Here is an 18610-nt window from a genome sequence, read left to right as displayed (position 1 = left end):
CGGGCCGGGGCCGCTCCTTCGAGCGACCCCGGCCCCTGCTGCTTCCCGCCCTCGATCAGCTCGCGCTGGGCGAAGGCGCCGCCGAGGCCGACGCCGCCGGGCTGCCGGCGCCCGCCGAGGGGGTGGCCGCCGGGCTCGTGCTGTCCGTCGCGCCCGGCGCGGGGGTGCCGCTGGGGGCGCCGGCCGAAGCGGACGCGCCGGCGCTCGGGGACGCGCTGCCGCCCCCGGCGGCCGGGGAGCCGCTGGCACCGCCGCTCGCCCCCGCCGCGGCGGGGGTGGCCGGGGTGGGCTTGCACCCCTCCTGCTTGGCCATCGCCGCGCCCAGGTCGCCGTGCTGCAGCTTGCTCTGCGCCTGGGTGGACAGCGAGGACAGCTGCCGCATCTGGTCGGCGACGCTGTTCAGCCCGTCCGCGAACTTCGCCTGGTCGTTGTTGGGCAGCGCGTCCAGCTTCTTCTGGACGTCCAGGTAGCCGTCGGCCGCCTTCTTCAACTCGTCGACGGTGTCCTTCTGCAGGGCCGCGCCGTTGTCCACCTTGGGCGCACCGGCCGCGTCGATCGCGGCCGCGATGTCCTGGTTGGTCTTGGCCAGTCGCCCGATGTCCGCGGAGAGCCGCTTCTGCAGGTCGGCCGGGCCCTCGCCGGTCTTCACCTGGGCGGTGTCGGCGAGCGCGCTCTGCGCCTGGGCGATCGGGTCCTTGGCCGCGCCGCAGACGTTCGACGCCCAGGACTCCAGCTGCTTGCTGTTGTCGTCGCCGCAGCCGACGGCGCCGAACGCGAGCAGCACGCCGAGGGCGGGTACGGCCAGCAGTCGCTTGTTCACCGGGAGATGCCTTTCGGTTTCGGTCGTCTTCGGTCGTCGAACCTACACGGCCGTCACCGAACGCCCGGTTCCCGGCTGCTCCGCCGCCGGCCCGCCCGCAACCCGGCCCACCATGGCACGACCCGTCCCACGACTCCCGCCACCGCTCAGGCCGGCTCGACCCGGATCGGATCGCCCGGCCGGACGGTGCGCAGCACCTGAGGGTCCCCGTCCAGCAGGCCGAGGACGTTGCAGGGGCTGGCCAACCGGCACTCGCCGGCCCGCGAGACCGGGGTCGGACCGTACGGCAGCGCAAGGCTGTCACCGTCGGTCCAGAACGCGACCGTGCCCGGCTCGACCACCTGCCGGGCGGTGGACTCCCGCGGCACGCTGACGGGCGTGCCGAAATAGACCTCCTCGCCCCAGGTGACGGCCGTCGAACTGATCGGCAGCTCGGCCCGGAGCGCCTCGGTGGTGGGGGTGGCCGCCAGCGTGGCGGTGACCTGCCCGGCCGGCCACAGGATGCGGATCCGCATGTGCTTCCTCTTCCGCGACAAGGTCCGATCGTGGATCGGACCCGGTCGTGCCGGAAGCAGCGAACCGCCAGGTTCAACACATTGTCAACGAGTGTCCGGAGAGCGGAATCCGGACCACGCCACAGGAGCGGCCCTCACACCCCGCCCGGGCAGGCCGCGCCCGGGCAGACCACCGCCGGGACAGACCACCGCCGGGACAGACCACCGCCCGGGCAAGCTGCGGCCGGGCAGGCCGCGACCGGAACCGCCCGACGAGGTCAGACCGCGACGGAGGCGACCGAAACCGGCCAGCTCATCCGGATCACGCCACCGTCGGCGCCGTTGGTGACCTCCAGGTCCTCGACCAGACCGGTGATCACGGCGAGGCCCAGGGTGTCCTCGTCCGGGTCTCCGCCCTCGGCGGCACCGGCCGTCGGAACGGCGGCGGGGCCCGCCTCGTCCTCGACCTCGATGAGGAAACGCTTCTCCTGGTCGGTCAGAGCGACCCGGACCGTGCCGCCGATGCCACCGCGCTGGTGCAGACCGACCGCACGGGAACAGGCCTCACCGACCGCGAGCCGGACCTCGTCGAGCACCGACTCGTCGACCCCGGCCCGTCTCGCGACGGCCGCGGCGACCAGCCGGGCCGTCCGCACGTGCTCGGGAAGCGCGCTGAATCGAAGTTCGACGGTTGCCATCTCTCCCCCTCGGGGTGCTCCGACCGGGGCCGACGACGCGGCCCCGCGGACCGGCTCGACCGGCCCTGAGGCGTCCGGGAGCGACGGGGCCGCGCGGGCCCCGGCGCCCCTGGACGCATGGAACGGGCGGGCCGGCCGCAAGGGCCGGCCCGGACGCGTCAGTCGGTCGCGGAGACCGCGTCGTCCACCGAGGTGTGGATCGGGAAGACCTTGGTCAGACCGGTGATCCGGAAGATCTTGAGAATGCGCTCCTGGTTGCACACCAGGCGCAGCGAGCCCTCGTGGGCACGCACCCGCTTCAGACCGCCGACGAGCACGCCGAGGCCGGTCGAGTCGAGGAAATCGACGCCCTCCATGTCGACGACGAGGTGGTACTTGCCGTCGTTGACGAGCTCGACCAGCTGCTCCCGCAGCTTCGGGGCGGTGTACACATCGATCTCGCCGCCAACCTCGACGACCGTACGATCGCCGACTGCACGGGTCGACAGGGACAGGTCCACGGAACCTCCAGCACCTTGCCTTGCTACGTCATGTGCGATCCTCGGCCGGACGGCCGCCACCGCATGGTCGCGAGCCCGGACGCGCCAAGCCAACGCGTGGCAAGCCTCAGCGCTGCGACCCACGGCCGTACGGCCGTCACGGCCACATTCAACCACCTGCGACCATGCCCGCACGATGGCTTACGACGATTCTGCGTCACGCCGGTGACACACTGGGTCCTCATGCCGCCCCGACACAGCCTGCCCGAGGCACTGCTCACGACCCTGTCCACCAGTCGGGGGCGGGCCGACCGGCTCACCCATACGGAGCACCTTCCCGCCCGACCTGCGCGTTATTCACCGTGGCCCGACTCGATCCGACCGGAGATCGTCGCCTCGGCCCTGGACGTCGGGGTGGAACAGCCCTGGGCGCACCAGGCAGAAGCGATGAACCTGGCCAAAAGCGGCCAGACTGTGGTGATCGCCACAGGCACCGCCTCGGGCAAGTCGCTGGGCTACCTGGCGCCGGTACTCAGCGACCTGCTGGAGGGCACCGAGGCCCGCAACGGCCGCGGCGCCACCGCGCTCTACCTGGCCCCGACCAAGGCGCTCGCCGCCGACCAGCGCCGGCGCGCCGCCGAACTCGCCCCGCCGAGGGTCCGGGCCGCCCTGTACGACGGCGACACCCCGCCGGAGGAGCGCGAGTGGGTCCGCCAGTACGCCTCCTACGTGCTCACCAACCCGGACATGCTGCACCGCGGCATCCTGCCCGCGCACGCCCGTTGGTCCTCCTTCCTCAAGGTGCTGCGCTACGTGGTCGTCGACGAGTGCCACAGCTACCGGGGCGTGTTCGGCTCGCACGTCGCCCAGGTACTGCGGCGGCTGCGCCGCCTCTGCGCCCGTTACGGTTCGTCACCCACCTTCCTGCTCGCCTCCGCCACCACCGCCGACCCGGCCGCCACCGCCCGGCGGCTGACCGGCCTGCCCGCCGTGGCCGTCACCGAGGACGCCTCGCCGCGCGGACCGATGGTCTTCGGCCTCTGGGAGCCGCCGCTGACCGAGAACGTCGGCGAGCACGGGGCCCCGGTACGCCGCACCGCCACCGCCGAGGCCGCGCACCTGCTGACCGATCTGGTCGAACGGCAGACCCGGACGGTCGTGTTCGTCCGCTCCCGCCGGGCCGCCGAACTCGTCGCCCTGCAGGCCCAGGACCAACTCGGCCGTCCGCTCGCCGACCGGGTGGCCGCCTACCGCGGCGGCTACCTCGCCGACGAACGCCGGGCCCTGGAACGCGATCTGCACTCCGGCCGACTGCTCGGACTCGCCTCCACCTCCGCTCTCGAACTCGGCGTCGACATCTCCGGACTCGACGCCGTCCTGATGGCCGGCTATCCCGGCACCCGGGCCTCGCTGTGGCAGCAGGCGGGCCGGGCGGGCCGCGAGGCCCAGGGCGCGCTGGCCGTCCTGATCGCCCGGGACGACCCGCTGGACACCTACCTGGTGCACCACCCGGAGGCGCTGTTCGCGACCCCGGTCGAGGCCACCGTGCTCGACCCCGACAACCCGCACGTACTCGCCCCGCACCTGTGCGCGGCCGCGGCCGAACTCCCGCTCACCGACGCCGACCTGGAGCTGTTCGGCCCCTCCACCGCACCGTTGCTGCCGGTGCTGGAACGGCGCGGTCTGCTGCGCCGGCGCTCCGACGGCTCCTGGTACTGGACCCGCCGGGAGCGTGCCGCCGACGCCGTCGACCTGCGGGGCAGCGGCGGCAGCCCGGTGCAGATCATCGAGGCCGACACCGGTCGGCTGCTCGGCACGGTGGACGCCGCGGCCGCCCACACCACCGTCCACACCGGTGCCGTCCACCTCCACCAGGGCCGCACCTACCTGGTCCGGGAGCTCGACCTGGAGGACTCGGTCGCCCTGGTCGAACCGGCCGACCCGCCGTACACCACGGCGGCCCGTAACATCACCTCCATCTCCGTCCTCGACACCGACACCACCGTCCACTGGGGCGAGGGCCGGCTCAGCTTCGGCTCGGTGGAGGTGGTCAACCAGGTGGTCGGCTACCTCCGGAAGCGGATCTCCACCGGGGAGATCATGGGCGAGAGCAAGCTCGACCTCCCGCCCCGCACCCTGCGCACCCGCGCGGTCTGGTGGTCCGTCACCGAGGACCAACTGCTCGACGCGGACCTCCTGCTAGACCAGCTGCCCGGCGCCGCCCACGCCGCCGAGCACGCCTCGATCGGCCTGCTCCCGCTGTTCGCCACCTGCGACCGCTGGGACATCGGCGGCGTCTCCGTCCCGCTGCACCCCGACACCGGGCTGCCCACGGTGTTCGTCTACGACGGCCACCCGGGCGGGGCCGGCTTCGCCGAACGCGGATTCCAGCGGGCCGTCCAGTGGTTGACCGCCACCCGGGCCGCGATCGCCGCCTGCGAGTGCGAGCGCGGCTGCCCGTCCTGCGTCCAGTCGCCCAAGTGCGGCAACGGGAACGACCCGCTGGACAAGGCGGCCGCCGTCCAGCTGCTGGACGTCCTGCTGGCCGGGGCACCTGCGGCGGACTCCGCCGCCGAGTCGGCCGGTGGAGCACCGGACGCCTCATGAGACCACCTCCTTCCTGAGCTCCTCCGCCTCCCTGAGGCCCGCCGCACCCGCGACGAACCCCGACTCCGTGACGACCACCGCCCCCTCGGCCGCCGGCCCCTCGACCGCCGACCCCTCGACCGCCAGCGCCGTGGCGCCAGCTGTGGCACCCCCGCCTCGCACCTCGCCGGGGCCGTCCTCGGCCGTGGTGGCCGGGGCCCGGATTGGTCCGGCCCGGGCCCTCGCCCGCGCCGGACCGACCGGCAGTCGCAGCGGGATCCGGCCCACCGGCACCTCGGCCACCACCTCGACGGCGTCCGCCGAGCGGTCCACCGCGCAGGACACCAGACCGGCCCCCTGCGCCGCGGCGACCCCGGCGGCCCGACCGCAGCCGCCGTCCGGGTCCAGCAGCAGCCGGTCCGCGGCCGCGAGGGCCGCCAGGTCGGCGGCCGACTCGGCCCGGTGCCGGGCGGTCACCACCGCGCCGACCGCGATCGTCGCGGCGAAGACCACCGTGCCCAGCATCGCCAGGGCGAGCAGCCAGACCGTCGCCGAACCGGCGTCCGGCCCGTACCCCGCCCCGGGCCCGCAGGGCTCGCCGCACCCACCACTCCGACCGGGCCGGCCAAACCGACCGGGCCGTCCGGGCAGTCCAGGCATCACGACCCGAGCGGTACGGACCCGAGCGCCGCTCAAGCGGGCCACGAGCCTCCGCCTCCCTCCGTGATGCCGCCCAGCACGTCCTCCCGCGCGGCCACGGCCGTCGCACCGACCCGCACCGCGAGCAGGCCGCCCAGCCGGCCCGGCGCCGCGCAGGGGGCGTCCACGTCGATCCGCACCGTGTCCGCCGCGACCGCCATCCGCACCCGTGCTCCCGGCGGAGCCGCCGCCCGGGCGAGTTCGACGGCGTTCGGCTCCCCGCGTGCGGCCGCCCTGGCACCGATCCGCGCCGCGTCCACGCAGGTGATCTGCGCGGCCGCCGCGAGCACGGCCCAGATCAGCATCGCCGCCAGCAGCACGAGCGCGGGCAGCACCACTGCCGTCTCCGCCGTGACGAAGCCCGCGTCCCCGCGCCGCACCGGCCGCCGGACCTCCCGGCCGTGCTCCGCCTCCGAACTCCCTTCGGCCGCCCGGGAGTCGGGCGCGGCACCGCCGGTACGCCCACGGGGCGAGGCGGCGGGCCGAACCCCTGCGGCACGGATCCGGAAGCCGGAGCTCGGCCGGGCGCTACGTCGCATGGAGCGCCCGCTCCAGCATCGAGGTCAGCGCCCCGGTGATGGCCTCGCTGGTCACCACCTTGTACAGCCCGGCGGCAAGGGCACACGCCGCGAGCGTTCCGACGGCGTATTCGGCCGTCGTCATCCCCGCGTCCGACCGGCCCCGGCGCCGCACCACCGTGCGCGCCCGGCCCACGGCCCTGAGCCCCTTCCGTCGCCACGTTCCGGCCAACTGCCCTTGCGGGTGCCCGATGCCCGGCCTGATCGCGATCACTGCAGTCATGGTTCTCTCCTGTCCGATCTCTTCTGATCGTTACTGGTCTTTCCTGGTCATCTCCGGTCGGCCCTGGACTTCTTCGAAGCCCATCGGACCCGTTCTGGCTCCTCCACCTCCCCCATCGACTGCTCCGACGCCCACTCACCTCGCCTGCGCGAAGAGGCTGGTGAGGCCGATCACCACCGGCACCACCCCGATCAGGACGAACGCCGGGAGGAAGCAGAGCCCGAGCGGCGCGGTGGCGAGCACCGCGGCCCGACGGACCCGGGTGTGGGCCGCCCGGGCGGCGGCCGTCCGCTGGGCCTGGGCCAGCCCGATCAGCGGACCGGCCACGGGAGCCCCACCGAGGCTCGCCCGAACCAGGCAGCGCGCCAGCGGTGCCAGCGACGGATGCTGCTCGCCCAACCTGGTCCAGCACAGCTCCGGCGGTGCGCCCAGGGCCAGTTCGGCCCCGATCGCCACCAACCTCGGCCCCAGCGGCGCGCCCACGCTCCGGCCCACCGCCACCACCGCCGCCGAGGGCAGCGCCGCTGCGCCGAGGCAGGCTGCCAACAGTTCGGCGCCCAAGGGGAGTTGCCTGATCAGCAGCTCCTCCGCCAGGGCCGCACGGCGGTCCGTCGGCGACCGGGCCCGGGCCGACCACCGATGGAAGCCCACCGCCGCCAGCACCCCGGCCGCCACTCCGACGCCTCCGCCGACCAGCACCGCCACGGCCAGCCCCACACCGACCGCGGTTACCGTTCTCCGCCGACGCCCGGCACCCGAGACCCCCCACCGACGCCGCCCCCGCACCGATTCCTGCGCCCGTGGGCGTGCCCGTGACCGGAAGCGAGCCCGCCCCCAGGGGGACGCCCGCCGCCCGGCCCTGTGCCACGCCCCCACTGCCGCCGCCATCAGCACCGGCGCCACCAGTACCGGCGCCACCGTCGACAGCAAGCCGACCGGCACCCACTCGACGCCCCGCATCACCCCACCCCCGCTCCGACGCCGGCCCCCCGCGCCCACCGGAGGCCCCGCCAACCGCCCTCGCTCCCGCCCGGCCCTTCGACACCCCCGCCAGAAAGGCCGCCGGAGCCCCGTGGAGCCTCCAACGCGCCCCGAGCCGCTCCCCGGACGATCCGGGCCGTCCAGAGCACTCCCAGCCCCTCCAGGGCAGCTCCCACCCCGAGGCAGCCGAGCCCGGCCGAGGTGTGCAGCAACACCTCCAGTGGGCGGGCCCCGAGCGCCCCGCCCAGGAGCAGCCCCGCTCCCGGCAGAGCGGCCAGGACCGCGATCGTCGTACGCGGCCCGGCCAACTCCCCGGCGATCTCCTCCGCCAGCGCCCGCTCACCGCGCAGCGCCTCCGCGACCCGGTCCAGCGCGGCGGCCAAGCCCGACCCGCCGTCGGAGGCGACCTGCCAGCAGGCCGCGACCGCCGCCGCCCCACTGCCGCCGGGCAGTTCGGCCAGCAGGTGCAGCGCGGCGGGGACGTCGCCGCCGTAGCGCCCCGCCGCCAGCCGGGCCACCGGCTCCGCCCCGAGCCGGCGCAACCCGTCCGGATCCGCGGCGAGCCGCGCGGTCACCAGGTGCAGGGCCTGCTCGGGTGTCGAGCCGCTGCGCAACTCCGCTGCCAGAGCGGCACAGAGCTCCAGTACGGCGCCGGCCCGCTGCCCGGCCTCCACGGCGAGGCGCCGCCGGAGCCGCCACCGCCGAAGCGGCAGGACGGCCAGCAGGCCCGCGAGCACCGGCACCGGCGACGCGGTGGCCTGTCCGACGGCCAACCCCGCCGGAAGAGCCAGCAGTTCGGGCGCCAGCAACCCCCGGATCCGGCGCCTCGCCCGCCACACCACCTCCGGCCCCGCCACACCCACCGGGGGCCCGCTGCCCGCCACCACCAGCCTGCAGCGACGCCCACCCGGCAGCTGTTCCTGAACGGCCCGCCATCCGGCGACGGTCAGCAGACACAGCACCACCGCCCAACCGAGCATGATCTGACTCTGCGTCATGTCATCCACCTCCACGCCCTCGTCCCTTTCGCTCCCACACCCCGAGCAGTGCCACCGCACCCGCCGCACACCCGGCCAGCAGCAGCACGAACCCGATCTCCACCAACCTCAGCTCCCGTGCCGCCTGGCCCGCCGTCGCCAGCGGCAGCACGGACACCACCACCGCCAACCCGGCCGACACCGCCACCGCGACCGCCACCGCGCTCATGGCGCCCCCGCCCCGAGCACCACCCCGCGCGCGGCGAGCAGCCCGACCAGCCGCTCCCAGCCCGCGCCGGGGACCAGACCGCCCGCTGCGGGGAACTCCACCGCCGGAGTGGTCACCGCCAGCCCGGCGCCGTCCCCGGTCAGCGTGTGGATCTCCGCCACCCGGCGACGCCCCGAGCCCGGATCCCGGACCAGGTGCACCACCACGTCCAGCGCGGCCCGCAGTTGGCTGTGCAGGGCCGGCCGGTCGAGCCCCGCGAGCGAGCCCAGTGCCTCCAGCCGGACCGGCACGTCCGCCGCCGTGTTGGCGTGGACGGTGCCGCAGCCGCCCTCGTGCCCGGTGTTGAGCGCGGCCAGCAGGTCCGACACCTCGGCCCCGCGCACCTCGCCGATCACCAGCCGGTCCGGCCGCATCCGCAGGGCCTGCCGGACGAGGTCCCGAAGGGTGAACTCGCCCAGCCCCTCCTGGTTCGGCGGCCTGCTCTGCAACCGGACCACGTGCGGGTGGGCCGGTCGCAGCTCGGCGGAGTCCTCCGCGATCACGATCCGTTCGTCCGGCCCGACCAGGCCGAGCAGGGCCGCGAGCAGGGTGGTCTTGCCGGAGCCCGTCCCACCCGAGACCAGCAGCGAGAGCCGCGCCCGTACGATGCCGGCCAGCAGCTCGGCACCCTCCGGCGGCAGCGCGCCGCCAGCCGTCAACTCTCCGAGCGTGAACGGCCTGGGCCGACACACCCGCAGCGAGATGTGGGTGCAGCCCGCCGCGATCGGCGGCAGCACCGCGTGCAGCCTGGTGCCGTCCGGCAACCGGGCGTCCACCCAGGGCCGGGCGTCGTCCAGCCGCCGCCCGGCCGCGGTGGCCAGCCGGTGGGCCAGCCGCCGCACCGCGTCGGCGTCCGTGAACCGGACCCCGGTGGCCCGGTGCAGGCCGCCGCCACGGTCGACCCACACCTCCTCCGGACCGTTCACCAGCACGTCCGTGACGTCGGGCGCCGCCAGCAACCGCTCCAGCGGGCCCGCACCCACCAGTTCGGCGCGCAGTGAGCGCACGGTGTCCAGCACCTCGTCCCCGCCGAGCGGCGGCCGGGTGGCCCGCAGCACCACCGCGACCGAGCCCGCCGTCGGAGCGGCCCCCGACTCGGCCAGTCGCAGCCGGACCGCGTCCACCAGCTCCGCCGCCCGCTCCTCGCGGGCCGTCCGGCCGTACGGACAGGGCTCGTGCCCGGCCTGCGACGGCCCGCCGGGCGGCGGCACACTCCTGAGCAGCCGGTGCTCCCGCGCACCGTCGCCCGGGCCCGGCGCACCGCCCCGCATTCCCGTTCTGCGCAGACGGACCATCAGTACGCACCTCCTCCGACCGCCGACACCGGCGGCAGCACCTCGTTCAGGAAGGTCGCGCAGAAGCGCGCGAGCGGGCCGCCGTCCCGCGTACCGGGCGGGACGCCCTTCTCGACGTCCTCGGCGAGGCCCGGTTCCGGTTCCAACTCCCCGGCCAGCTCCAGCCGCAGCCCGCGGGCGATCCGGGGCGCCGGGAGCCCGCCGGCCCGCAGTGGCCGGACCACCGCCCGGACGTCCCCGAGCCGCATCCGGGCCGCCGCCGCGACCCGGTCGGCGGCCGCCACCGCCCGCAGCTCGGCCGGGACGACCAGCAGGGCCAGGTCGGACTGCTCCAGCGCCTGCCCGGCGGCCGCGTCCAGTTGGCGCGGCACGTCGACCACCACCAACCCGCCGCGGCGGCGGGAGGCGGCCAGCACGCTGCGCATGGCCTCCGGGGGCACCGCCAGGGTGTCGCCGCGGTCCCAGGACAGGCAGGACAGCGCGGGGAGCCGTTTCAGGGCCGGCAGCGCCCGGATCAGTTCGGCCCCGTTGACCCGCCCGCGCGACCCGGCGAGGTCGGGCCAGCGCAGCCCGCGGGCCGTCTCGCCGCCGAGCAGGATGTCCAGGCCCCCGCCCAGCGGGTCGCCGTCGAGGAGCACCGTCCGCCGCCCCGTCCGCGCGGCCGTGACCGCGAGGGCGCAGGCCAGGGTCGAGGCCCCGGCCCCGCCCCGGCCGCCGAGTACGGCGACGGTGAGGGCCGGGGAGCCGACGCCCTCGGCGGCGTCGGCGATCCGGTCCAGCAGCCAGGCCTCGGCGTCGGGCAGGAACAGCACGTGCTCGGCGCCGAGTTGGACCGCTCTGACCCACACACCGGGGTCGTCGAGGTCCAGCCCGAGCAGCAGCACCCCGGCACGCCTGCCCAGCCCGGCGCAGTGCTCCGCCCGGTCGTCCCCGACCAGGACCAGCGGGGCGCCCTCCCACAGCTCGCGGGGCGGCGGCGCGCCCCTGATCAACCTCGGCTCGGCGCCCGCTGCCGCGCAGACCCGCAGCAGGTGCTCGGCCAGGCCCTCGTCCCCGGTGACGACGAGCGGCCCGGCGGCCGCGGGGCCTTCGGTGGTGATGTGGTCGGCGATCGGCGTCGACATGGTGTTCTCCCCTCTGCGCCGTCGGCCACCTGGGCGGCCGCGGCGCGCATCGGACGGTTCCGGCGGACGGCCGCCAGGCAGACCTCTGGGAGAGGAAGGGGGATGAGGCCCTTGCCCGGCGACCGCCGCCGACCATCACGGTGGGGGGAGATCCGGATTCCGTCATCCGGGTTCCGATTGCCTGTGGATAACTCGGGGGTTGTGGATGAAAACGTTCACCCGGGCGGGGGGCTAATCGGCGAAGAATTGACGAAAGGGGGTCACCGAGATGAACCAGCCGTCCGTCGACGCTCGACCGACCACCGCCCCCGCACCCCCGCTCGGCGTGCTCCGCACCCCGCCGGGACGGCTCCGCGGACCCGGTCGGATCCAGCCGCGCGCGCCGTGCGCGCCATGAGCAAATGGCAACACAGAGTGACGAAAGGTGGTGGACGGGCGGAGCCGTCGACACCACCTGTACACCGTCGGCGAGACCCTCGCGGAAGCCCCCGCGGAGGGCCTTCAAGCCCTGAAAATGGCCCCGGACGTGCGACGACCCCCGCCGGGGGGGAGAGCGGGGGTCGTCTATCCACAGCCCGACTCGGGGGGGAGGAGCCGGACCGGGTTAGCACGGTCGCGAACGATCCGTGACTTCCATGGTGTACCCGAGCGGCCAGAAACACAAACCCGCACGCCCACGAGTACGCCGAATGGCGGGGTGTTTTGTGGCTCCCTCTATCCTCGGTTCCCGTGGACACCACCGAGAACGCCGACGACCACGCCGACGAGTCCCAGGGCGACCGCACCGGGCCCGAGGAGCAGGGCGCACCCGCCCGCCCCCGGCCGAACGGTCTGCGCACCGCCGCCTTCTTCGACCTCGACAAGACCATCATCGCCAAGTCGAGCGCGCTGGCCTTCAGCCGCCCGTTCTACCAGGGCGGCCTGATCAACCGTCGGGCCGTGCTGCGCAGCGCGTACGCCCAGTTCGTCTTCCTGGTCGGCGGCGCGGACCACGACCAGATGGAGAAGATGCGCGAGTACCTCTCCGCGCTCACCCGGGGCTGGAACGTCCAGCAGGTCCGGGAGATCGTCGCCGAGACGCTGCACAACCTGATCGACCCGATCATCTACGACGAGGCCGCCTCACTGATCGAGCAGCACCACGCGGCCGGCCGGGACGTGGTGATCGTCAGCAGCTCCGGTTCCGAGGTGGTCGAGCCGATCGGCGAACTGCTCGGCGCGGACCACGTGATCGCCACCCGGCTGCGGGTCGAGGACGGCTGCTACACCGGCGAGATCGAGTACTACGCCTACGCGGAGAACAAGGCCGCCGCCATCCGGGAGTTGGCCCGCACCGAGGGCTACGACCTGGCCGCGTCCTACGCGTACAGCGACTCCTCGACCGACCTGCCACTGCTGGAGGCGGTCGGCCACCCCTCCGCCGTCAACCCGGACCGCGCACTGCGCAAGGAGGCGCAGGCCCGGGAGTGGCCGGTACTGGTCTTCGACCGGCCGGTGCAACTGCGACGGCGGCTGCCCGAGTTCTCCGCGCCGAGCGGTTCGGTGCTGACCGCCGTGGCGGTCGGGACGGCCGCGGTGACCGCCGGGGTCATCTGGTACCTGGCCCGGCGCCGCCGGCCCGCCGCCTGAGGCGCCCGCCTTCGGCACCGGCTAGCACGAAAGCCCGCAAAACGGGCAATCGACACAGACTTCTCGTTTCGGGTTCCCCTTTCGGGCGAAACGCGATACAAATGAAGCAACGGCCCGCGAGACCCGGTCAGGACCGAAGAGGTCAAACCGACAACGCAGTTCAGGCCCCACGGACCGCGTGTACAGATATCCGAGCACCCACATGCAGCCGACCCGCTGTCGGGCCGCCGGACCAGACGAACGGGCAGGATCCCCGTCTGATCGGCACTTCCGGTGCATGCTTGGTCACCCGGTATCTGCACCAGCGGCGGCACCCAGCAGGATCAGGTGCCGCCGCATCTCGCTTTTCCGGCCCGTTCCGTTCCGCCCGCCCCAGGTCAGGCCATCCCGCGCTGCATCGCCTCGCAGACCGCCGTGCTCTCCCGGACCCCGAGCCGCAGCGCCCGCCCGCAGTGGGCGATCCAGGCGGCCATCCCCTCGGCGGTGCCGGCCAGGTAGCCGGCGAGGGCGACCCGGTAGGCGTCGGTGCCCAGTTCGGCCAGGCCGACCTCGGCGGGGCAGATCGACTTCGGGTCGAGGCCCTCGGCGATCAGCACGATCCGCTGGGCGGCCCGCGCGATCAGCCCGTTGTGGCTGCCGAACGGCCGCAGGGCGAGCAGCTCGCCGTGCACCACCGAGGCGACCACCAGGGCCGGCGTGCCCACGCCGTGGCCCTCCGCACGGGCCACCAGCAGCCGGGAGAGCTGGTCCAGCCGGGCCGCGACCTCCTCCGCGTCCGGCGCCGGCGGCAGCACCGGCAGCGGTCCGACGACGGCCTCGACCTCGACGCTCTCCACCGGTTCGAGGTCCAGCGGGAACAGTTCCTCGGCGCGCTCCCCGGCCCGGCGCGGCCGACCGGCGGCCGGGTCGGCGTCGCCGACCGCGAGCAGGTGCAGCCGGGCCAGCACCTGGAGCGGCGAGTGCCGCCAGACGCTGAGCAGCTGGCCCGCCTCGGCGGCGATCCGCAGGGCCGCACCGACCGTACGGGCCTCGGCGTCGGCGCTGAAGTCGGTGCGCCGCCGGACCTCCTCCAGCGGCCAGTTCGCCCCGGCCACGGCCGCCGAGGCGCGGGCGCCGCGCAGCGCGGACTCGGAGGTGACCTCGGCCGCGCGGCGACGCATCACCCGGTGGCCGTAGAGCCGGTCGACGGCCTTGCGCACCTCGGCCACGGCGTCGGGCACCCCGGGGAGCTGGGCCAACGGGGCGAGGGGATCTGTTCCAGTGCTCACCTACCCGAGAGTAATGAACAGCCGGCCCCTCCCGGAACAGCAACCCCGCATCACCCGTTAGAGGCAATCCTCACTTCCCTCCCCCGGCGGGACCCAAACCCCGGCTAGCATGACCACTATCGGAGACGATAACGATTTCCACTTAGGGGCGCCCCCGCACGCGCGCCCCGAGCACGCGGCCCCTCCCCAGGGCCCAGAGCGAGAGCCGGAGCCCCAGATGAAGATCGCCTTCGTCGGCAAGGGCGGCAGCGGGAAGACCACGCTGTCCGCACTGTTCATCCGCCACCTGGCCGCCGTCGGCCGACCGGTCATCGCCGTCGACGCCGACATCAACCAGCACCTCGGCCCCGCGCTCGGCCTGACGGACGCCCAGGCGGACGAGCTGCCCTCGCTGGGCGCACACCTGCCGGAGATCAAGGAGTACCTGCGCGGCAGCAACCCGCTGATCCGTTCGGCCGACGAGATGATCAAAACCACGCCGCCCGGCCGTGGTTCGCGCCTGCTGCGGATCGTCGAGGAGAACCCGGTCTACGCCGCCTGCGCCCGCCCGATCGCACTCGACGAGGGCTCGGTCCGACTGCTGGCGACCGGCGCGTTCACCGAGGAGGACCTCGGGGTGGCCTGCTACCACTCCAAGGTCGGCGCCGTGGAGCTGCTGCTCAACCACCTGCTGGACGGGCCGGAGGAGTACCTGGTCACCGACATGACGGCCGGTTCGGACTCCTTCGCCTCCGGCCTGTTCACCCGCTTCGACCTGACCTTCCTGGTCGCCGAGCCGACCCGCAAGGGCGTCTCGGTCTACCGCCAGTACAAGGACTACGCCCGGGACTTCGGGGTGCAGCTGCGGGTCATCGGCAACAAGGTGCAGGGCCCGGACGACCTGGCGTTCCTGCGCCGCGAGGTCGGCGACGACCTGCTCACCACCTTCGGGCAGTCGGACTGGGTGCGCCGACTGGAGCAGGGCGCCGAACCGCCGCTGAAGTCGCTGGAACCGGCCAACCGGGCCGTGCTGGAGGAACTGCGGGCCGAGGCCGAGACGGCGTACGGGCTACGCGACGCGCACCGCTACACCGAGCAGGCCGTCCTCTTCCACCGGCGCAACGCGGAGAGTTGGGCCAATGCCAAGGTCGGCATCGACCTGGCGACCCAGGTGGACGAGGACTTCGTCCTGGGCGGGTTCCCCGGCGAGTTCGCGCCCGACGCCGCACCGGCCACTCCGGCGGGCGCCACCGCCTGACCCCTCCGCGGACGGCACCGCCACGGACCGGACGGGCCGCGGCCTCCCCCTCACCCCGGGGAAGGCCGCGGCCCGTTCGCCGTGTCGGCCCGACCCGACCACCCGGCCCCCGGCGGGATCGCCCCCGAGCCCCGGCTGCATCGGCCCCGAGCCCCGGCCGGATCGCCCCCGAGCCCCGGCCGGATCGTCCCCGAACCGCGCCCACCAGCAGATTCCCGTCGGTTCGAACACCACCCAATGGGGTGAACCCGGGATATTCCGCTTCCCTCCGGGAGCGACGCTGTGCAAAGCTTTCATTACTCTCGGTTTACCGAATCTTGATGACCCGCCCCAACGGCCCACGGTGAGAATCCCGCACCTCGCCCTGGCCCTTGGCGGGCCCAGATGGTCGACGCCGGCCGGTGACACCCGCACTCCCCCGCCGTGCCCACGCCATCCCGCCACACCGTCGCGACCCACGACAGCCGATCCGCCCCCGAGCCCCACCCCGGACTCACCGCCGGACCTGACTGCGTTCGTTCCCCCGGACAGACGGGAAGACCATGACCCTCGACATCTCCAGCGCACCCATCGCCTCCGACACCACCGACCACGCGCCACCAGGCCCCAGTGCCCGGGCCCGCTGGGGGTCGGACCTCTCCGCCTCCCTGGTGGTCTTCCTGATCGCCGTGCCGTTCTCCCTCGGCATCGCGCTCGCCACCGGCGCCCCGCTCACCGCCGGGCTGGCCGCCGCGGCCGTCGGCGGCATCGTGGTCGGGCTGTTCGGCGGCACCCCGCTCCTGGTCAGCGGCCCGTCCGCCGCACTGACCGTGATCACCGCCGGGCTGATCGCCCAGTACGGCTGGCGGGCCACCTGTGCCGTCACCGTCGCCGCCGGGCTGCTCCAACTCCTGCTCGGCGCACGCCGGGTGGCCCGGACCGCACTCGCGGTCTCGCCCGCGATCGTGCACGGCATGCTGGCCGGGGTCGGGCTCACCATCGCCATCGCACAGCTGCACGTCGTCCTCGGCGGCTCACCGCAGAGCTCGGCGATCGCCAACGTCCTCGCGCTGCCGGGGCAGTTGGCCGGTCCGCACCCACCGGCGCTGCTGGCCGGCACGGTGACCGTGGCCGTGCTGCTGGGCTGGTCCCGGCTCGGCCGACTCCCCGGCCGCGCGGGCGAGTTCGGCGTCCGCCTGGCCAAGGTGCCCGGCCCGCTGGTGGCGGTGGCCGTCGCGACCCTGCTCACCCTCGCCCTGGACCTCCGGCTCGCCCACATCGAACTGCCCGCCTGGCAGCCGAGTTCGCTCGTGCCCGCGCTGCCGCACGGTCCGCTCGCCGGGGTGCTCGCCGCCGTCCTCACCGTCACCGCCGTCGCGAGCGTGGAGTCACTGCTGTCCGCCGTGGCGGTGGACCGGATGTCCCAGCGCACCGGTGACCTCGACCGCGAGCTGCGCGGGCAGGGCCTCGCCAACCTGGTCAGCGGGCTGGTCGGCGGACTGCCGATCGCCGGCGGCGCCGTCCGCAGCACCGCCAACATCCGGGCCGGCGGGCAGACCAGGTGGGCCTCGGTGCTGCACGGCGTCTGGGTGCTCGTCGCCGCGCTGGCGCTGACCGGCGGACTGCGCCGGATCCCGCTCGCCGCGCTGGCCGCGCTGGTGCTGGTGGTCGGCCTGCAGATGGTGAGCTTCGCGCACATCCGCAATGTGCACCGGCACCGCGAGTTCCCGGTCTACCTGACCACCCTGCTCGCCGTGGTGGCCTTCGGGGTGCTGTGGGGGGTCGGCCTCGGCGCCGGCACCGCCGTGCTGCTCGCGCTGTACCGGCTGACCCGCGCCCACGTGGACGTCGAGACCGGCCCCGACGGCTCGGTCACCGTCCACACCCACGGGCCGCTCACCTTCACCGCCGTCCCCCGGCTGAGCCGGGCGCTGACCGGGATCCCGGCGGGCGCCGAGGTCACCGTCGTGCACGACGGCTCCTTCCTGGACCACGCCGCCTACGAAACGCTGCACGACTGGCGGACGGGGCACCAGGCCGCGGGCGGGCGGGTCTCGTTGGTGACCCGGCGCCAGGACGACGAGGTGCTCGACCCCGACGGCACCGTGCGCGCCGGCAGCTCGCCGGCCCCCCACCGTTGCCGGGCCTGGACGCCCTGGGTCGGTCACCACTGCATCGAGCAGCAGGAGGATCCGCACGGCCGGCTGCTGGACGGCGTCCGGGTGTTCCAGCAGCACACCGCCCCGCTGATCAGGCCCGAGCTCGCCCGGCTGGCGCGGGAGGGGCAGTCGCCCTCCCAGCTCTTCCTGACCTGTGCGGACTCCCGGATGGTGACCAGCATGATCACCAACAGCGGCCCGGGTGACCTCTTCACCGTCCGGAACGTGGGCAACCTGGTGCCGGCCCCGTTCGAGCCCGGTGCGGCCGACGACTCGGTGGCCGCCGCGGTGCAGTACGCGGTCGAGGCGCTGGAGGTCCGCTCGATCACGGTCTGCGGCCACTCCGGCTGCGGCGCGATGAAGGCCCTGCTGGAGGGGGTGCACGAGCGCCCCGGGCCGCCCACCCCGCTGACCCGCTGGCTGCGCAACGGCCGCGGCTCGCTGGACCGGCTCCGACGGGCCCCGGCCGAGTTCGCCGACCGGCCGGTGGTCGACCTGGCGGAGCAGCTCTGCATCACCAACGTGGTCCAGCAGTTGGATCAGCTGATGGCGAACCCGGCGGTGGAGCGCCGGGTCGAGGAGGGCAGCCTACGGCTGGTCGGGATGTACTTCGACTTCGCCACCGCCCAGGCCTACGTCCTCGACCGCGCCGCCGGGACGTTCAGCCCGGTCGAGGCCCGCGCCACCGGCCGGCCTGACGACGATTCGGCCGAACGGGTGAGAAACGACAGCCGGGTTTCGGTCGACGGCAGCGAGGAGGGCCCCCAGCTGGCCGCCTGAGAGCCGGGTCCGTGTCCCCGCCGGGCGGGCCGGGGCACGGGCCCACCGGCCACCGCGCGGCCTGCCGTCCCGATCGGCGGGCTGCGCGGTCGGTCGTTCGACGATCGGTCAAAGGTCTACACCAATTCCAAGGAGCCTCTTGTCAACTGCCCCGTTCGCCTGGTGAGCTTGTGCGCTGGGACACACGGGACAATCCCCACGCACGGGATCGCCCCAGATCATGAACTCGATGAGGAGTGCGCGTTGAGCAACGAGAGCCTGGCCAACCTGCTCAAGGAGGAGCGGCGTTTCGCCCCGCCGGCAGAGCTCGCCGCAGCCGCCAACGTCACCGCGGCC

The 18610-nt window shown here is 74.5% G+C and carries 17 protein-coding genes; 4 read left to right on the top strand and 13 right to left on the bottom strand.

Annotated elements, in window-relative coordinates; genetic code table 11:
- Positions 1–55: 55 nt before the first annotated feature.
- The 4 genes from ABTZ03_RS29040 to bldG all read right to left on the bottom strand — a co-directional run bounded on the left by ABTZ03_RS29040 (position 56) and on the right by bldG (position 2512).
- Positions 56–820, bottom strand: coding sequence for a small secreted protein (locus ABTZ03_RS29040; RefSeq protein WP_350516064.1), 765 nt, complete (start codon positions 818–820; stop codon positions 56–58).
- Between the two features lie 146 nt (positions 821–966).
- Entirely contained in the window at positions 967–1335 is a 369-nt protein-coding gene (locus tag ABTZ03_RS29035; RefSeq protein WP_350516063.1) for a cyclophilin-like fold protein, read from the bottom strand.
- A gap of 257 nt (positions 1336–1592) precedes the next feature.
- Positions 1593–2012: an ATP-binding protein gene (locus ABTZ03_RS29030; protein ID WP_350516062.1), complete on the bottom strand. Its 420-nt coding sequence runs from the start codon at positions 2010–2012 to the stop codon at positions 1593–1595.
- Positions 2013–2170: 158 nt separating this feature from the next.
- Positions 2171–2512, bottom strand: a complete 342-nt coding sequence (gene bldG, locus ABTZ03_RS29025) for an anti-sigma factor antagonist BldG (protein WP_030289397.1) — start codon at positions 2510–2512, stop codon at positions 2171–2173.
- Between the two features lie 222 nt (positions 2513–2734).
- On the opposite strand from bldG, the gene ABTZ03_RS29020 reads away from it, so the two are divergent.
- The gene (locus ABTZ03_RS29020) at positions 2735–5098 is read left to right on the top strand and encodes a DEAD/DEAH box helicase (RefSeq protein ID WP_350516061.1); all 2364 of its coding nucleotides are present in this window, start codon (positions 2735–2737) and stop codon (positions 5096–5098) included.
- On the opposite strand, the gene ABTZ03_RS29015 is transcribed toward ABTZ03_RS29020, so the two are convergent.
- The 8 genes from ABTZ03_RS29015 to ssd all read right to left on the bottom strand — a co-directional run bounded on the left by ABTZ03_RS29015 (position 5093) and on the right by ssd (position 11222).
- Positions 5093–5737 carry an Rv3654c family TadE-like protein gene (locus ABTZ03_RS29015; RefSeq protein WP_350516101.1) on the bottom strand — a complete coding sequence of 215 codons (645 nt, stop codon included), beginning with the start codon at positions 5735–5737 and terminating at the stop codon, positions 5093–5095. The genes ABTZ03_RS29020 and ABTZ03_RS29015 overlap by 6 nt on opposite strands.
- A 32-nt stretch (positions 5738–5769) precedes the next feature.
- The gene (locus tag ABTZ03_RS29010; RefSeq protein ID WP_350516060.1) at positions 5770–6315 is read right to left on the bottom strand and encodes a TadE family type IV pilus minor pilin; all 546 of its coding nucleotides are present in this window, start codon (positions 6313–6315) and stop codon (positions 5770–5772) included.
- The gene (locus ABTZ03_RS29005; RefSeq protein ID WP_502894618.1) at positions 6305–6577 is read right to left on the bottom strand and encodes a DUF4244 domain-containing protein; all 273 of its coding nucleotides are present in this window, start codon (positions 6575–6577) and stop codon (positions 6305–6307) included. The genes ABTZ03_RS29010 and ABTZ03_RS29005 overlap by 11 nt, the downstream gene beginning before the upstream one ends.
- Before the next feature lie 135 nt (positions 6578–6712).
- Entirely contained in the window at positions 6713–7294 is a 582-nt protein-coding gene (locus ABTZ03_RS29000) for a type II secretion system F family protein (protein ID WP_350516059.1), read from the bottom strand.
- 242 nt (positions 7295–7536) lie between these two features.
- Positions 7537–8556: a type II secretion system F family protein gene (locus ABTZ03_RS28995; protein ID WP_350516058.1), complete on the bottom strand. Its 1020-nt coding sequence runs from the start codon at positions 8554–8556 to the stop codon at positions 7537–7539.
- Position 8557: 1 nt separating this feature from the next.
- Positions 8558–8764 (bottom strand): hypothetical protein, encoded by a 207-nt coding sequence (locus ABTZ03_RS28990; protein WP_350516057.1) that lies wholly within the window; start codon positions 8762–8764, stop codon positions 8558–8560.
- Positions 8761–10098, bottom strand: a complete 1338-nt coding sequence (locus ABTZ03_RS28985) for a TadA family conjugal transfer-associated ATPase (RefSeq protein ID WP_350516056.1) — start codon at positions 10096–10098, stop codon at positions 8761–8763. Before ABTZ03_RS28985 ends, ABTZ03_RS28990 begins: the two co-directional genes overlap by 4 nt.
- Positions 10098–11222, bottom strand: coding sequence for a septum site-determining protein Ssd (gene ssd / locus ABTZ03_RS28980; protein ID WP_350516055.1), 1125 nt, complete (start codon positions 11220–11222; stop codon positions 10098–10100). The genes ABTZ03_RS28985 and ssd overlap by 1 nt, the downstream gene beginning before the upstream one ends.
- An 831-nt stretch (positions 11223–12053) precedes the next feature.
- On the opposite strand from ssd, the gene ABTZ03_RS28975 reads away from it, so the two are divergent.
- Entirely contained in the window at positions 12054–12851 is a 798-nt protein-coding gene (locus ABTZ03_RS28975) for an HAD family hydrolase (RefSeq protein WP_350516099.1), read from the top strand.
- Positions 12852–13228: 377 nt separating this feature from the next.
- On the opposite strand, the gene ABTZ03_RS28970 is transcribed toward ABTZ03_RS28975, so the two are convergent.
- Positions 13229–14119, bottom strand: coding sequence for a Fic family protein (locus tag ABTZ03_RS28970; protein ID WP_350516054.1), 891 nt, complete (start codon positions 14117–14119; stop codon positions 13229–13231).
- A 217-nt stretch (positions 14120–14336) separates the two neighbouring features.
- On the opposite strand from ABTZ03_RS28970, the gene ABTZ03_RS28965 reads away from it, so the two are divergent.
- Together ABTZ03_RS28965 and ABTZ03_RS28960 are read left to right on the top strand one after the other, a co-directional pair.
- On the top strand, positions 14337–15356 hold the full coding sequence (locus tag ABTZ03_RS28965; RefSeq protein WP_350516053.1) for an ATP-binding protein: 1020 nt from the start codon (positions 14337–14339) through the stop codon (positions 15354–15356).
- 542 nt (positions 15357–15898) lie between these two features.
- A complete protein-coding gene (locus ABTZ03_RS28960; RefSeq protein WP_350516052.1) occupies positions 15899–18274 on the top strand; it encodes a SulP family inorganic anion transporter in 2376 nt (791 codons plus the stop codon).
- The last annotated feature ends 336 nt before the right edge of the window (positions 18275–18610 follow it).

The organism is Kitasatospora sp. NPDC096077 (assembly GCF_040303245.1).
GTDB lineage: Bacteria > Actinomycetota > Actinomycetes > Streptomycetales > Streptomycetaceae > Kitasatospora.
The sequence above is the reverse complement of the archived record's forward strand: the minus strand, read 5'-3'. Positions and strand labels throughout refer to the sequence as shown.

Coding starts and splice junctions, on each gene's coding strand:
- ABTZ03_RS29035 (WP_350516063.1), bottom strand. CDS start 1,335: ATGCGGATCCGCATCCTGTGGCCGGCCGGGCAGGTCACCGCCACGCTG.
- ABTZ03_RS29030 (WP_350516062.1), bottom strand. CDS start 2,012: ATGGCAACCGTCGAACTTCGATTCAGCGCGCTTCCCGAGCACGTGCGG.
- ABTZ03_RS29020 (WP_350516061.1), top strand. CDS start 2,735: ATGCCGCCCCGACACAGCCTGCCCGAGGCACTGCTCACGACCCTGTCC.
- ABTZ03_RS29015 (WP_350516101.1), bottom strand. CDS start 5,737: ATGCCTGGACTGCCCGGACGGCCCGGTCGGTTTGGCCGGCCCGGTCGG.
- ABTZ03_RS29010 (WP_350516060.1), bottom strand. CDS start 6,315: ATGCGACGTAGCGCCCGGCCGAGCTCCGGCTTCCGGATCCGTGCCGCA.
- ABTZ03_RS29005 (WP_502894618.1), bottom strand. CDS start 6,577: ATGACTGCAGTGATCGCGATCAGGCCGGGCATCGGGCACCCGCAAGGG.
- ABTZ03_RS28995 (WP_350516058.1), bottom strand. CDS start 8,556: ATGACGCAGAGTCAGATCATGCTCGGTTGGGCGGTGGTGCTGTGTCTG.
- ABTZ03_RS28990 (WP_350516057.1), bottom strand. CDS start 8,764: ATGAGCGCGGTGGCGGTCGCGGTGGCGGTGTCGGCCGGGTTGGCGGTG.
- ABTZ03_RS28985 (WP_350516056.1), bottom strand. CDS start 10,098: ATGGTCCGTCTGCGCAGAACGGGAATGCGGGGCGGTGCGCCGGGCCCG.
- ssd (WP_350516055.1), bottom strand. CDS start 11,222: ATGTCGACGCCGATCGCCGACCACATCACCACCGAAGGCCCCGCGGCC.
- ABTZ03_RS28965 (WP_350516053.1), top strand. CDS start 14,337: ATGAAGATCGCCTTCGTCGGCAAGGGCGGCAGCGGGAAGACCACGCTG.
- ABTZ03_RS28960 (WP_350516052.1), top strand. CDS start 15,899: ATGACCCTCGACATCTCCAGCGCACCCATCGCCTCCGACACCACCGAC.